Raw genomic sequence first — 14,484 nt, 5'->3', positions numbered from 1 at the left:
CTAGAAAGTGAGTTGCGACACCCGGAATACCGTTTCCTTGAAGCGGTGGTAGCTGTCGTCGTCGATCGCCTTGTTGCTGCGATAGTTGTCCACAAAGAAGACGCCGGCCAGCTTGTGACCGGAGAACACCGACATGCAGGCGAAGTGGCCTTCGCCGAGATGGGTGAAGAATTCGTCCTGGTATTTGCGTGCCAGCTGCGCGCACGTCGAGGCCGGCGCGTGGAAACTCTGCGGCCGGCTGGTGAGCAGCGCGAAGAATGAGCCCGGCTCCAGCGCCACAATGTGCTTGCGCAGCGGGTGCTTGTCTTCCAGCCCGATCTGGTAGCGCATTTTCAGCGAATGGCTGGGCTGGTCGTAACGCAGGAACATGATGCGCTCGAACTGGATGTCGTTGGCGAGGTGGCGCAGCGACTCCAACAGCGCCTTTTCCAGCTGCTGCTCGCCGGTGAGGGTGGCAACCTCGTCCTGTCTGTTTCGCTGCGGGAACGGGCCGGGAATGTACAGGTAGGCCCGCGCCGGGTAGGTGTAACCCGGCGCGCGCGGGTGGCGCGCCACCTGCAGGATCGCCTGCTGCACCACCTGCTGTGCGTTGTCGACCCGGCAGCCGATCAGCTTGGCCGCCGCCTCGATGCCGATATTCCACTGCGGCCGCCACCAGCCCTGGTCCACCGCATTGGCGGTGGCAATCGCCAGCTTCAGCAGCTGCTTGCGGCGGTTGACCGGCCCGGCGCCGAGGGTATCGAGCAAGCCGGACGGCAGCGGCATGCGCTGGATGAACTGCTCGACGATCTTGGGGTAGTCCAGCGCGAACACGTCCGCCACCTCGTGCAGCAGCGGCCCGGCCGGCAGGCGGTTGCGGTAAATCAGGTACAGGCAGGCCGGCAGGTTGTACACCAGCGCGGCGATGAAGCAGTCCTCGACCTTGTATTCACCGGTGATCGCCAGCCACTCCTTGATGATGAAGGCGGCGACCCGCGAACGGCCCAGCCAGTCACCGACCGCATCGACCACCTCCTGGTCCAGCTTGCCGTGCACGGTGGAGAGCGCCGGGATCTGGCGATAGCGCGCGGTGATCACCTCCAGCCCCAGCAGCATCAGCATCTGCTCGACGGTAGGATGCGCCTCGCTGCGCTGCAGTGCGCGCGAGGCGCCGACCAGGCGCATCAGGTCCAGCAGCAGGAAGGGGTCGGACAGGGTCAGGTTGGACAGCTCGGAAAACACGATGCGATCGCCAGGCAGCGACAGCATCTGCCGCACCTCGACCGCAGTGGCGGGCAGGATGGGCCAGCGGTTTTCCGACAGGGATGACAGCCAGTTAGCGATGTCCATGATTGTGTCCCCAGATGAGGAGTTCTTTTTGTAATGGCCCGTTCAGTGGCAGCCGTTGCTGCGGCAGCACCGCCGCGATCCCGAAGCTGTTGCTCACCAGCTGCGCATGGTTGGCCGCATGCTGCCGGAAATGCGCCCACACCCGCGCCATCGGCGCCGGTGACAGGAAGGCATGGATCACGTCGAAACGTGACCAGTCCATATCCCAGAAATTGCCGTAGCGCAGGCTGACATTGGCCGGCCGCCCGGCGCGCAGGTAGCGCCAGCGCGACCACAGCCACGGCAGCAGCGCGTTCTCCACACCGCACAGCTGCAGATCGGCACGTTGTCGCGCCAGCTGCAGCACCACCCGGCCGTCGCCGCTGCCCAGATCCAGCACCGCAGCCCCCGGCGGCAGCCATTGCGCCAGCGTGACAATGCTTTCCTGCGACGACAGGTACAAGGGCACCCGCTCGGTCAGCGCATTGCGGCTAAGGGCAAACAGCAGCACGAAGCCGCCCAGATACAGCCACGATGCCCACTGCTGCCACAGTGCCAGCACCACCAGCGGCATGAACAGCAGGTGCAGCAGGCGCTGCGGCAGCGAGCAGCGCAGCACGCCGGCCAGCAGTAGCGCCAGCAGGCACTGCGCCACGAGCCAGGGCAGCGGCGTAGCCAGCGGCGCCCAGAATACCCAGGCCAGCAACACCGCCAGCAGCTGGATACCGGCATGGCGCAACAAGGCAATCAGCCGTGTCATGGTGCTGCCGGCGCTCCCGCAGGCGCAGCTGCCACCGGCGCCGCTTCCGCCACCGGTTCCTGGCCGCGAATCTGGCTCTCGGTCTCCTCGTTCAGGATCACGATGGCGATACGGCGGTTTTCCGGGCTGAACACGTTCTGCTTGTTCAGCGGGTCCGCCGACGCCAGCCCCACCACGCGCAACACTTTCTCATCCAGCATGCCGCCGCCGATCAGCTCGCGGCGCGCGGCATTGGCCCGGTCGGCCGACAGCTCCCAGTTGGTATAGCCGGTGGCCGCCCCGGCAAAGCGGGTGGCGTCGGTATGACCGGAAATGCTGATCTTGTTGGTCACTTCGTTCAGCTCGCGGCCGATTTCCTGCAGCAGCACCCGCGTGTGCTCCATCGGCAGCGCGCCGCCGGACTGGAACATCGGCCGGTTCTGCTCGTCGATCAGCTGGATGCGCAGCCCTTCCGGCGTCATCTCCAGCTTGATCTGGTCCTTGAACGACTTCAGTACCGCACTCTGTTCCATCTTCTGCTGCAGCTTTTGCTGGATGCGCTGCTGCAGCTTGCTCAGTTCTGCCCGCTTCTGCCCGCTGGCCGGATCCGGATTGCCGCGTTTGACCTGGCCGGATTGCCGGGTCAGGTCGGTACCGCCACCGGGAATCGCCGCGGTGGCGTCGCCGGCCCCCTCGCCGCCCTGCAGCGCCAGCTTCAGCGGCATCTGGAAATACTGGGAAATCCCGCTAAGGGCACCGGCCGAGGTCGAGCCCAGCAGCCACATCAGCAGGAAAAACGCCATCATTGCCGTTACGAAGTCGGCATAGGCGATCTTCCAGGCACCGCCATGGTGGCCGCCGTGGCCTTTCTTGATGCGTTTGATGATGATGGGGCGTTGTGATTCGTCAGCCATTGTCAGTCGTGGCCTCGTTTTGAGTCTGGAGTATCAGGAAAGCAGCATGCCGTATCAGCATAACCAAAGCTGCCGGTGCTTGCCAGCCGCACAATCACGCCACGGGCATCATGGCCGGCCGGCAATAAAAAAGCGGGTTGATTGTATAATCAAACCCGCTTTGCTGCTTGCAAAAGCCACGCCGTCGCGGCTACGGCCTCAGGCCAGTCCGCGTTCCTTCAGTTTCTGCTCGAAGATTTCCATGCACTCGACCGCGGTGGCGATCATCTCGTCGATCTGGTCCTTGCTGATGATCAGCGGCGGCGCCGATACGATGTGATCGCCGCAGGCACGCATGATCAGGCCATGCCGGAAGAAGATGTCGCGGCACATCAGGCCGATCTCGCCCCAGTTGTCAAACAGCGTCTGGCTGGCCTTGTCCTTGACCAGGGTGAACGCCTGGATCAGGCCGACACCGCGCACGTCGTCGACATGCTCGAAGCGGGAGAACGCCTCGCGCCAGCGTTTTTGCATGTACGGGCCGGTGTCCTCGTGCACGGCGGCGACGATACCCTCGTCACGCAGCGCCTTGACGTTGGCGTGGGCCACCGCCGCCGCCACCGGGTGACCGGAGTAGGTAAAGCCGTGGTTGAAATCGCCGCCTGCGGCCAACGTTGCCGCTACCTCGTTACCCACGAATACGGCGCCGATCGGCAAATAGCCGGACGACAGGCCCTTGGCGGTGGTGAAGATGTCCGGGGTGAAGCCGAATTGCTGCTGGCCGAACCAGTGGCCGGTACGACCGAAGCCGCAGATCACCTCGTCGGCGACCAGCAGGATGTCGTACTTGCGGCAGATGCGTTCCACTTCCGGCCAGTAGCTGGCCGGCGGGATGATCACGCCGCCGGCACCCTGGATCGGCTCGCCGACGAAGGCGGCCACCTTGTCGGCACCCACTTCCAGAATCTTGTCCTCGATCCAGCTGGCGGCAAGCAGGCCGAACTCGTCGGCGCTCATGCCCTTGCCGTACTTGTAGTGCCACGGCTGCTGCACGTGCACGATGCCCGGAATCGGCAGGTCGCCCTGCTCGTGCATATAACTCATGCCGCCCAGGCTGGCGCCACCGATGGTGGAGCCGTGGTAGCCGTTCCAGCGCCCGATCAGGGTTTTCTTCTGCGGCTTGCCCTTCACGTCCCAGTAGCGGCGCACCATGCGGATCATGGTGTCCACCGACTCCGAGCCGGAGTTGGTGTAGAACACGTGGTCAAAGCCCTTGGGCGCCACTTCCGCCAGCAGGTGCGACAGCTCGACCACCGCCGGGTGCGAGGTCTTGAAGAAGGTATTGTAATAAGCCAGCTCTTCCATCTGGCGCTTGGCAATCTCCGGCAGGTCCTTGCGGCCGTAGCCGATATTGACGCACCACAGGCCGGCCATGCCGTCGATGATTTTGTTGCCCTCGCTGTCCCACAGGTAGATGCCGTCCGCATGGGTAATCATGCGTACCCCCTGTGCGTTCAGGGAGGCGGTGTCGGTAAACGGGTGCAGGTGGTGTGCGGCGTCCATTTCCCGCCATTGGGCGGTGCTGCGCTGATGCTTCATGAAATCTCTCCTGATTTGGATAACGGGAGGTCTGCGCCTCCCGCTTGCGGCTCGATTTAAACGTGTAACAGCAGGAACTTGCGTTCCCACGGGCTGATGACGCGGAAGTATTCGGCGAATTCCTTTTCCTTCATGCCGACATACATCTCGACGAAGCGCGGCCCCATCACCTCGGCCACGTCGCTGCAGGCCTTGAGGCGAACCAGCGCCTCCTCGGTGCCATGCGGGAACTGGAACGGCAGCTCGTAGGCGTCGCTGGCCAGCGGATCGCGCGGCTTGATCTGGTTCATCATGCCGAGGTAGCCGCAGGCCAGGGTGGCGGCCATCGCGATGTACGGGTTCACGTCCACGCCCGGCACCCGGTTTTCCACGCGGCGCGCAACCGGCGACGAGTGCGGCACGCGCAGGCCGACGGTACGGTTGTCGTAGCCCCACTCCACGTTGGTCGGTGCCGCGGTGTACGGCGACAGGCGACGGAAGGAGTTCACGTACGGTGCAAAGAACGGCATGCACTCCGGCAGGTAGTGCTGCAGACCGCCGATGAAGTGGAAGAAGTGCTCGGTCGGCTTGCCATCCGCTGCGGAGAACAGGTTCTTGCCAGTGTGCTTGTTCAGCACGCTCTGGTGAATGTGCATCGCACTGCCCGGCTCCGCCTCCATCGGCTTGGCCATGAAAGTGGCGTACATGCCGTGACGGAAGGCGGCCTCGCGCACGGTACGCTTGAACAGGAACACCTGGTCGGACAGGTCCAGCGCATTGCCGTGCATGAAGTTGATTTCCATCTGCGCGGTGCCGATTTCGTGAATCAGCGTGTCGACTTCCAGGTTCTGTGCGTGGCAGTAGTCGTAGATGTCCTCGAACAGCGGATCGAACTCGTTGACCGCGTCGATGGCGTAGGAACGGCGGCCGAATTCGGCACGGCCGGTACGACCGATAGGCGGTGCCAGTGGAATATCAGGATCAGGGTTGGGCGACAGCAGGTAGAACTCCATCTCCGGTGCCACCACCGGCTCCCAACCTTGGGCCTCATACAACGCCAGCACGCGCTTGAGCACGTTGCGCGGGGCGACCTCCACCATCGAGCCATCCGGACGCAGCGCATCGTAGATCAGCTGTGCGGTCGGATCGGTGGCCCACGGCACGAAGCGCATGGTGTTCGGATCCGGCATCAGCACCATGTCCGGGTCGGTCAGGTCCAGCATGCTGTCGTCGGGATAATCGCCGGTGACGGTCTGGATCAGCACGGCTTCCGGCAGGCGCATTTCCTGATCGGAAACAAACTTGTCTTTTGGGACGATCTTGCCGCGGGCGACGCCGGTCATGTCCGGAACGATACATTCCATTTCGGTGATGCGGTTGTCGCGCAGCCATTCAAACAATTGGTGATTCATGATGCATTTCCTCTTTTTTACCGGTCTTGCCGGCGGTTTTGCCGAGTACGTCTATTGGTTGCGACGCATACGGCGCTCCCGGCAAGCTGTGCCGAAAGCCTCGAAAATTGCTTGGGACACGTCGTTCTCCCAGTACTTCCATTCTGGATGCCACTGCACGGCATAGGCAAAGTTGCTGGCGCTGCCGACACGATAGGCCTCGATCAGCCCGTCCTCGGCCACCGCCTCGGCGATCAGGCCGTCGGCCAGCCGCTTGATGCCCTGCTGATGGATGGAATTGACCCGGGCGCCGTCGCGGCCTAGCCAGTGCTGCAGCCAGCTGCCGGCGGTGAACTGCACGCTGTGCGCCGGGCCGTACATCAGATCCAGATCCTCAGTCTGCGGCTCGCGGTGGTCATTCAGCCCCGGCTGCTCCTGCACGTGCTGGTGCAACTCGCCGCCCAGCACCACGTTGATCTCCTGAAAGCCGCGGCAGATGCCCAGGAGCGGGATGCCGGCGTCGATCACCCGCCGCACCAGCGGCAGCGTGGTGGCGTCGCGCGCCTTGTCGTGCAGGGTGCCGGGACGGCTGGGCACGCCCTGGTAGTGGTGCGGCTCGATATTGGACGGCGAACCCGGCAGCAGGATGCCGTCCACCAGGTTAATGATCGCGTCCAGTTGCGCCGCATCGCCCAGCGACGGGATCAGCACGGCCACGCCGCCGGCCGCCCCCACCGCCGCGGTGATGTACTTCTCGCCCACCGCGTGGAAGGGAAACAGGCCTATGGTTTTGACATCGCAGGGGATGCCGATAATCGCTTGCATGGTTACCTCGGTTGGTTTTACAGCGCCGCTTTCAGCGCGGTCAGCGGATCGACGTAGTCGTAACCGAGATCGCGCGCCACCGCCGCATGAGTCACTTTGCCACAACAGATGTTCAGACCGTGACGCAGGTGCGCGTTGTCCTGCAGGGCCTGCGGCCAACCTTTATCCGCCAGCTCCAGAGCATACGGCAGCGTGGCATTGGTCAGCGCCATGGTGGCGGTTCTGGCGACACCACCGGGCATGTTGGCAACGCAATAGTGCACGATGCCGTCAACAATATAGGTCGGGTGCTGGTGCGTGGTCGGCCGGCTGGTTTCAAAGCAGCCTCCCTGGTCGATGGCGACATCCACCAGTACCGCTCCGGCGCGCAGCTGTTTCAGCATCGCGCGATTGAGCAGTTTCGGCGCCGCCGCGCCCGGCACCAGCACCGCGCCGATGATCAGATCCGCGTCGCGCACCGCCTCTTCAATATTGCTGCTGTTGGACATCAGCGTCTTGATGCCGCTGCCGAACAGCATGTCGATCTCTTTCAGCCGCGCCAGCGACTTGTCCAGCAGGGTCACGTCCGCGCCCAGCCCCAGCGCCATCCGCGCCGCATTGAGGCCGACCACCCCGCCGCCCAGCACCACCACCCGCGCCGGCGCCACACCGGGCACGCCGCCGAGCAGCACGCCACGGCCACCCTGCGCCTTTTCCAGCGCGTGGGCACCGGCCTGCACCGCCATGCGACCGGCCACTTCTGACATCGGCGCCAGCAGCGGCAGGCCGCCGCGCTCGTCGGTCACCGTCTCGTAGGCGATGGCCACGGCGCCGGATTCCAGCAACAACTGCGTCTGTTCCGGATCCGGCGCCAGATGCAGATAGGTGAACAGCAACTGCTCCGGGCGCAACATGCGACACTCGGCCGGTTGCGGCTCCTTGACCTTGATGATCATCTCGGCCGTGGCAAAGATTTCTTCCGGCCGTGACACGATGGTGGCGCCGGCCTGCAGATACTGCTCGTCGGCAAAGCCGATGCCGAGCCCGGCCTGGCTTTGCACCAGCACCTTGTGGCCATGTGCCACCAGTTCACGCGCACCGGACGGTGTCAGGCCGACACGGTACTCATGATTTTTGATCTCCTTCGGAACGCCGATTAACATAGCACTCTCCTTTGGGTGATGTCGTGAAGCTCTGAGCCACAGTTGTTTAAAAAAATATACAACAAACTTGCATTCACACACTAATTTTGACTATAAAATGCACGGGTTGCAAAGAAATTTCGTTATTGCGGCGCAACAGACGGGCTCAAAGTAGTCAAAATCCTCATCGTTGTACGTCTAAAATTATTAACATACAGATTGGACAGGAAGCATGGATGTTGGAGCACGATTAAGGATGGTTCGCGAACGCATGGGTCTTTCGCAGCGTGAACTGGCCAAAAGAGCGGGCGTTACCAACGGTACGATCTCGCTGATCGAGCAGAACCGCGTCAGCCCGTCGATCAGTTCGCTGCGAAAAGTGCTGGAGGGTCTGCCGATGACCCTGTCCGACTTTTTCACCTTCGACGCAGACCCGCAAGCACCACGCGTGTTCTACGACAAGGACGAACTGCCCAACCTCGGCAACGACCAGATCCAGTTGCTGCTGGTCGGCACCTCGCACGAGCGGCGCGACATCGCCATCCTGCGCGAAGTGTACGAGCCGTTTGCCGACACCGGACCGGACATGCTCACCCATGACGGCCAGGAGGGCGGCGTGATCATTCGCGGCCAGATCGAGATCACCGTCAATAACGAAGCACGCATCCTCGGCCCCGGCGACGCCTATTACTTCGACAGTCGCCAGCCGCACCGTTTCCGCAACGTCAGCGACGAGTGCTGCGAGATCGTCAGCGCCAGCTCTCCGCCGACGTTCTGAACCGCCTCCTGCTACGGGGCGGACCCGACACAACAAAGGAGAAACACCATGGCTCGCACCCATGCAGAATGGCAGGCATTTGCCCGCACGCTCACCATCGAAGGCCGCGCCTTCATCGACGGCCAGTATGTGGCAGCAGCAGACGGGCGCACCTTCGACTGCATCAACCCGGCCAACGGCCAGCACCTGGCCAGCATCAGCTGGGCCGGCGCGCCGGAAGTAGAACAGGCGGTCAAGGCCGCGCGCCGCGCCTTCGACAGCGGCAAGTGGTCGGAGCTGGCACCGCTGGCCCGCGGCCGCATCCTGAAGCGCTTCGCCGCGCTGATCCGCGAGCATGGTGACGAGCTGGCACTACTGGAAACCCTGGACGCCGGCAAACCGATCGGCGATACCACCAGTGTAGACGTACCCGGTGCCGCCTACTGTGTGGAGTGGTTCGCCGAGGCCATCGACAAGATCGGCGGCGAAGTCGCCCCGGTGGACCCGAAGATCGTCGGCCTGGTCACCCGCGAAGCCATCGGCGTGGTCGCCGCCGTGGTGCCGTGGAACTTCCCCATCCTGATGGCGAGCTGGAAATTCGGCCCGGCGCTGGCCGCCGGCAACGCCGTAATCGTCAAGCCGTCGGAAAAATCGCCGCTGACCGCCATCCGCCTCGCGGCTCTGGCCAAGGAGGCCGGCATGCCGGACGGCGTGTTCCAGGTGTTACCGGGTGCCGGCGACGTCGGCAAGGCGCTGGCGGAACACATGGATATCGACTGCATCGCCTTTACCGGCTCCACCGGCGTCGGCAAGCTGATCGCCACAGCTGCCGCGCAATCCAACCTCAAGCGCGCCTGGCTGGAGCTGGGCGGCAAGTCGCCCAACATCGTGCTGCCGGACTGCCCGGACCTGGCCAAGGCAGCACGCGCGGCCGCCGGCGCCATCTTCTACAATATGGGCGAGATGTGCACCGCCGGCTCGCGCCTGCTGGTGCACCAAGACATCAAGGACGCCTTCATCACCGAGTTCAAGAAGGCGGCCGCGCACTACCAGCCGGCCGATCCGCTGGACCCGGCCACCAGCATGGGCGCCATCGTCGACCGCGTGCAGTACGACAAGGTGCTGTCCTATATCGACAAGGGCCTGACCGAGGGTGCGGAACTGGTGTGCGGCGGCAAGGCCGCGCATACCGACAAGGGCCTGTTCATCGAGCCGACCGCCTTTGTCTGCACCGGGCCGGACATGACCATCTGCCGCGAGGAGATCTTCGGGCCGGTGCTGGCCATCATCACCTTCAAGGACGTGGACGAGGCGATCCGCATCGCCAACGACAGCGAATACGGCCTCGCCGCCGCGGTGTGGACCAGTGACCTGAGCACCGCGCACAAGGTGTCGCGCCGCCTGCGCGCCGGCACGGTGTGGGTGAACTGCTACGACGAGGGCGGCGACATGAACTTCCCGTTCGGCGGCTTCAAGCAGTCCGGCAACGGCCGCGACAAGTCGCTGCACGCACTGGAAAAGTACACCGAGCTGAAATCGACGCTGATCAAGCTGTAACACCGGCGCGACGCCGGCAACGACAACGGGCCTTCGCGGCCCGTTTTTCATTGGCCGGCCGTAGCCGACACCCGCCCCAAAAGCATTGCGGCCAACCTTGGCGACAAGGTTGGCCGCAAGCCGTGAACGGCGCTGGCCGCGACGCGCAGACTGCTGCCGCGCTACGCCGGACGCTACCCCGCGCAGCTAGTCGCGGAACACCGGCCGCTCGCCGCTGACCGCCGCCATCACCGCCACCTGGATGTCTTCCGACATCAGCATCGCCGCGTTCCAGGTCGCCACGTAGTTCAGCCCTTCGGCCACGCTATGGTCGCGGCTGTAGTTGAGGATTTCCTTGGTGCCTTGCACCGCCAGCGGCGACTTGGCCGCGATCTGTAGCGCCATCGCCTCCGCCGCCTGCAACAGCGCTTCGCGATCCGGCAGCACGCGATTGACCAGCTGCATCGCCCGCGCCTCGTCCGCCGGCACGTCGCGTGCGGTCAGCGCCAGCTCGCGGGCATTGCCCTCGCCCACCACCCGCGCCAGGCGCTGCAGACTGCCGACGTCGGCGACCATGCCGACATCGACCTCGCGCACGCTGAACACGGCGCCCTCGGCGGCCAGGCGGATGTCGGCGGCCAGCACGATGTCCAGCGCGCCACCGACACAGGCGCCGTGGATGGCGGCAATCACCGGCTTGCGGCACAGCTCCAGGCTGCTGACATTGGCTTGCAGGCCGACGATCAGTCGCCGCAACTTGTCGCGCTTGCGCGCCTCGCAGCTATCCTCGATGGCGCGCTGCATGTTCATCAGCATCGCAAGGTCGATGCCAGCGCAGAAATGCTTGCCGTTGCCGGACAGCACCACGGCGCGTACCTGCGGCTCGGCGTCGCACCATTCCATCGCCTGCTGCAACTCCTGCCACATCGCCTCGTTCAGCGAATTGGCCTTGTCCGGGCGGTTCAGCGCCACGTGGGCGACCTGTTGCCGTACCTCGACGGTGATCGTGTCATAGCTCATCGTGTCGTCCTCAGTTGCGCTTCTTGGGCACCCACGCCCACACCATCTCGCAGCGGATCGGGGATTCGCCGGACTCGTCGGTCACCACCACATCCACCAGCACGTCGCCCTTCTCTTCCGTCGCCATGCGGCCAACCTGGTCGCGCCCCAGCGTCGCGACCGCCTTCATGTCGCCCTGCGCCCGCTTCAGGTACTCGACCTTCATCGATTTCAGCAGCATCAGCTTGTCGTCCGGCACGTTCATGCCGACCACGAAGCCGGTCGCCGTTTCCGCCAGCAGCGCCATCGCCGCCGCGTGCAGGCCCTTGATGTGGTTCTGCACCTTCTTGCGGTTACGGATGCTGACCACCATGCGCTCGCGGCTGACCTCGTCGAAACGCAGGCCAGCGGTCCCCAGGAACGGGACGAAGTTGCCGAATAGCTTGGTGATCGCCCAGGAGCGCAACCCGCCCGGCAGCGCCGCGGTCTTGTCCACCATGCGGCACATGCTGTTTTTTTGTTGTTCCATCAAACCCTCTTCTCGTGTTGTCGTGTTGTTATTTGCTTGTTGTTTGAATGACTACTGGCAGCCCAGCAGCTGCCGTATCTGCAGCTTGACCGATTGCAGCGCCTGCTGGTCGAAGCGCGCCAACTGCAGCGCGCCCTGCATCGCGGCGAAGACCACGTCGCCCATGCCCTCGGCGCTACCGGGATAGTGCATCACGCCGACGTCGCGGCCACGGCGCACGATGTCCGCCGCCCAGCCACGCATCAGCGCGACAAAGGCCTGCGTCTGCTGCCGCATGTCGTCGGGCAGGGTCTGCAGCTCGGCCGACAGGATGCCGCTCGGGCAGATCTGCTGCTGCCCGAAGTAGCGGTCGGCCAGCTCGAAGTACTGCTCCAGCTGCTCGCTCGGTGACAGTTCGGCCTGCGCCTGGGTGAAGCGCTCGAAGCGGCGGCAGTAGCGCTCGATCAGTGCCACGCCCAGATCGCTCTTTTTCGGGAAGTGGTAGTGGATGGCGGCATTGCGCACTCCCAGCTCGGCACTGATGTGCTGGTAGCTGAAGGCGTTGAACCCGCGCGAGAGCATTAGTGCTTCCGCCAGGTCGAGGATTTTTTTGCGCGTATCGGTAATACGGGCGTCGGTTTCAGGCTTCATTCCGCGACTCTACTTACTGGTCAGTAAGGTGTCAATGCACGCCATGTCGTGCTGCTGTTTGCTGCCAAATTATTCGGTTATGATGGCCTTTTACTTTGCCGTACCTCACACGCGTACCTCCCATGAAACTCAAGTTCAGCAAAATGCACGGCCTCGGCAACGACTTTGTGGTGGTGGATGGCATCCGCCAGACGGTAGGCCTGACGCCGGAACGCCTGCGCCAGCTTGGCGACCGCCACCTGGGCATCGGCTTTGACCAGTTGCTGCTGGTGGAAGCCCCGCACGACGGCACAAACGACTTCCGCTACCGCATCTTCAACAACGACGGCAGCGAAGTGGAACAGTGCGGCAATGGCGCCCGCTGTTTCGTGAAGTTCGTCACCGAGCAGAAGCTGACCAACAAGCGCGCCATCCGCGTCGAGACCGCCAAGGGCGTGATCGTGCCGGAATACCACGGCAACGGCCAGATCACGGTGGACATGGGCGTACCGCGGCTGAAATCGTTGGAGGTACCGTTCATCGCCGACGGCGACGCCATCACCCACCCGCTGGCCATCGGCGACGACTCGATCGACGTCACCGTGGTGTCGATGGGGAACCCGCACGCGGTTTGCGTCGTCAATAACGTGGACAGCGCACCGGTGGCCCAGCAGGGCCCGCTGGTGGAATCGCACCCACGCTTCCCGGAAAAGGTCAACGCCGGCTTCATGCAGATCGTGAACCGCGGCGAAATCCGCCTGCGCGTGTACGAACGCGGCGCTGGCGAAACCCTGGCCTGCGGCACCGGCGCCTGCGCCGCGGTGGTGGCCGGCATCCAGCGCGGCCAGCTCGACAGCCGCGTACTGGTGCATACTCGTGGCGGCGACCTGAGTATCGAATGGGGCGGCCCCGGCCATCCGGTGAAGATGACCGGCCCGGCGGTGACCGTCTTTACCGGTGAAATCGAAATCTGAACCTGACAGCGGAGTCGCAGCGTGCAAAACGACGATGTTCTTGCCTTTCTTGATGCCCATCCTGACTTCCTCAACCAGCACGCACCGCGCTTCGGCCTGAAAAGCAGCCACGATCGCGTGGTGGTGTCCTTCGCCGAGCGCCAGCTGCTGGAGATAAAAGACCAGAACCGCCAGCTGGAGGCACGACTGGTGCAGCTGGTCCGGCACGGCGAGCAGAACGACCTGATCCTGTCGCGCTGTCACCAGCTGAGCCTGGCGCTGATGCAGGCCGACACCCTGGAACAGGCTGCCGACGCCATCGTGCATACCTTCGACAAGCAGTTCGGCCTGCAGCGCGTGGCGCTGCGGCTGTGGCACGATGCGGCCAACCCCAGCCCGTTCTACAACGCCAAGCAGGACATCCGCCTGCTGGCCGGCAACCTGTGCGCACCGTACTGCGGCCCTTACGTCAACGACGAGATCCTGAGCTGGTTCCCGACCCAGCCGGTACTGCAATCCTTCGCCACCATCGCGCTGCGCCAGCAGGGTGAGGCCTTCGGCCTGCTGGTACTGGGCAGCGAGGACAGCCAGCGCTTCTCGCAGGACATGCAGACCCATTACCTGGCGCAGATGGGCGAGCTGATCGCCGTGGCGCTGCAACGGGTGTTGGCCGCGGCATGACACCCTCCCTCCCCAGCCTGATCCTGCTGTCGCCACTGCTGCTGTACCTGCTGCACGCGCTGTGGCGGCTGATCGCCAGCGACAGCATGACCGCCGTACTGGCCGTGGTGTCGGCCTACGTCATCAGCGCCGTCTTTTTCCGGCTGTACCTGCCGTCGCTGGCGCTGGTGCCGGTGTGGCTACCGCTGCTCTACGCCTATCTGTGGCTGGGGCTGGCCGGCGCACTGGCGCTGCTTGGCTGCGGCGAATTCCGCCGCTCCGGCATACTGTTGCGCGGGCTGCCGCTGAACATGGGCAGCTACTTCCTCAGCCAGACCTGCCTGCTGGCCGGCATGCTGCTGCTCAACCCGCTGCTGGCCGGACGCCCGCTGCAGGCACTGGCCACGCTGCCGCCGTTTGTCGCCCTTACCGGCTACGCGCTGTACCGCACCCTGCTCGCCATCAGCCGGCCGCAACAGCGCACGCCATGGTGGGGCATCCTGTTCGCGCTGCTGGTGCCGCCACTGCTGCTGGGCTGGATCGCCGAGATCCTGGTGCCGCTGTTCCTGCGCTACCTGTAAATGCA

At 64.2% G+C, this 14,484-nt stretch carries 15 protein-coding genes; 5 read left to right on the top strand and 10 right to left on the bottom strand.

Features of this window, described 5'->3' with window-relative positions; genetic code table 11:
* From IE083_RS03790 to ald, 7 genes are all read right to left on the bottom strand, one after another.
* Complete coding sequence (locus tag IE083_RS03790) at positions 1 to 1,329, bottom strand: histidine kinase (protein WP_189352301.1); 1,329 nt, start codon at positions 1,327 to 1,329, stop codon at positions 1 to 3.
* Complete coding sequence (locus tag IE083_RS03785) at positions 1,316 to 2,068, bottom strand: class I SAM-dependent methyltransferase (protein ID WP_189352300.1); 753 nt, start codon at positions 2,066 to 2,068, stop codon at positions 1,316 to 1,318. Before IE083_RS03785 ends, IE083_RS03790 begins: the two co-directional genes overlap by 14 nt.
* Positions 2,065 to 2,961, bottom strand: a complete 897-nt coding sequence (gene motB / locus IE083_RS03780) for a flagellar motor protein MotB (RefSeq protein ID WP_189352299.1) — start codon at positions 2,959 to 2,961, stop codon at positions 2,065 to 2,067. Before motB ends, IE083_RS03785 begins: the two co-directional genes overlap by 4 nt.
* A gap of 198 nt (positions 2,962 to 3,159) precedes the next feature.
* Entirely contained in the window at positions 3,160 to 4,539 is a 1,380-nt protein-coding gene (locus IE083_RS03775; protein WP_189352298.1) for an aspartate aminotransferase family protein, read from the bottom strand.
* A gap of 56 nt (positions 4,540 to 4,595) precedes the next feature.
* Positions 4,596 to 5,930 carry a glutamine synthetase family protein gene (locus IE083_RS03770; protein WP_189352297.1) on the bottom strand — a complete coding sequence of 445 codons (1,335 nt, stop codon included), beginning with the start codon at positions 5,928 to 5,930 and terminating at the stop codon, positions 4,596 to 4,598.
* Positions 5,931 to 5,981: 51 nt separating this feature from the next.
* On the bottom strand, positions 5,982 to 6,734 hold the full coding sequence (locus tag IE083_RS03765) for a gamma-glutamyl-gamma-aminobutyrate hydrolase family protein (RefSeq protein ID WP_189352296.1): 753 nt from the start codon (positions 6,732 to 6,734) through the stop codon (positions 5,982 to 5,984).
* A 17-nt stretch (positions 6,735 to 6,751) separates the two neighbouring features.
* Positions 6,752 to 7,876 carry an alanine dehydrogenase gene (gene ald, locus IE083_RS03760; RefSeq protein WP_189352295.1) on the bottom strand — a complete coding sequence of 375 codons (1,125 nt, stop codon included), beginning with the start codon at positions 7,874 to 7,876 and terminating at the stop codon, positions 6,752 to 6,754.
* Positions 7,877 to 8,087: 211 nt separating this feature from the next.
* On the opposite strand from ald, the gene IE083_RS03755 reads away from it, so the two are divergent.
* Positions 8,088 to 8,633 (top strand): cupin domain-containing protein, encoded by a 546-nt coding sequence (locus IE083_RS03755; protein WP_189352294.1) that lies wholly within the window; start codon positions 8,088 to 8,090, stop codon positions 8,631 to 8,633.
* A gap of 48 nt (positions 8,634 to 8,681) precedes the next feature.
* On the top strand, positions 8,682 to 10,169 hold the full coding sequence (locus tag IE083_RS03750) for an aldehyde dehydrogenase (protein ID WP_189352293.1): 1,488 nt from the start codon (positions 8,682 to 8,684) through the stop codon (positions 10,167 to 10,169).
* 186 nt (positions 10,170 to 10,355) lie between these two features.
* Here IE083_RS03750 and IE083_RS03745 read toward each other — a convergent pair whose 3' ends face one another.
* From IE083_RS03745 to IE083_RS03735, 3 genes are read right to left on the bottom strand one after another with little or no spacing between them, the layout of a single operon-like run.
* The gene (locus IE083_RS03745; protein ID WP_189352292.1) at positions 10,356 to 11,168 is read right to left on the bottom strand and encodes a crotonase/enoyl-CoA hydratase family protein; all 813 of its coding nucleotides are present in this window, start codon (positions 11,166 to 11,168) and stop codon (positions 10,356 to 10,358) included.
* Between the two features lie 10 nt (positions 11,169 to 11,178).
* The gene (locus IE083_RS03740) at positions 11,179 to 11,676 is read right to left on the bottom strand and encodes a DUF4442 domain-containing protein (RefSeq protein WP_189352291.1); all 498 of its coding nucleotides are present in this window, start codon (positions 11,674 to 11,676) and stop codon (positions 11,179 to 11,181) included.
* A gap of 51 nt (positions 11,677 to 11,727) precedes the next feature.
* Complete coding sequence (locus IE083_RS03735; RefSeq protein WP_189352290.1) at positions 11,728 to 12,306, bottom strand: TetR/AcrR family transcriptional regulator; 579 nt, start codon at positions 12,304 to 12,306, stop codon at positions 11,728 to 11,730.
* A gap of 122 nt (positions 12,307 to 12,428) precedes the next feature.
* Here IE083_RS03735 and dapF point away from each other — a divergent pair, with 122 nt between their 5' ends.
* From dapF to IE083_RS03720, 3 genes are read left to right on the top strand one after another with little or no spacing between them, the layout of a single operon-like run.
* The gene (gene dapF / locus IE083_RS03730) at positions 12,429 to 13,259 is read left to right on the top strand and encodes a diaminopimelate epimerase (RefSeq protein WP_189352289.1); all 831 of its coding nucleotides are present in this window, start codon (positions 12,429 to 12,431) and stop codon (positions 13,257 to 13,259) included.
* A gap of 21 nt (positions 13,260 to 13,280) precedes the next feature.
* Positions 13,281 to 13,919 (top strand): DUF484 family protein, encoded by a 639-nt coding sequence (locus IE083_RS03725; protein WP_189352288.1) that lies wholly within the window; start codon positions 13,281 to 13,283, stop codon positions 13,917 to 13,919.
* On the top strand, positions 13,916 to 14,479 hold the full coding sequence (locus IE083_RS03720) for a hypothetical protein (RefSeq protein ID WP_189352287.1): 564 nt from the start codon (positions 13,916 to 13,918) through the stop codon (positions 14,477 to 14,479). Before IE083_RS03725 ends, IE083_RS03720 begins: the two co-directional genes overlap by 4 nt.
* Positions 14,480 to 14,484: the final 5 nt, after the last annotated feature.

It is taken from the genome of Vogesella fluminis, from assembly GCF_014652335.1.
Taxonomy (GTDB): domain Bacteria; phylum Pseudomonadota; class Gammaproteobacteria; order Burkholderiales; family Chromobacteriaceae; genus Vogesella; species Vogesella fluminis.
Note: the sequence above shows the minus strand (reverse complement) of the source record. Positions and strands in the feature narration are given on the sequence as shown.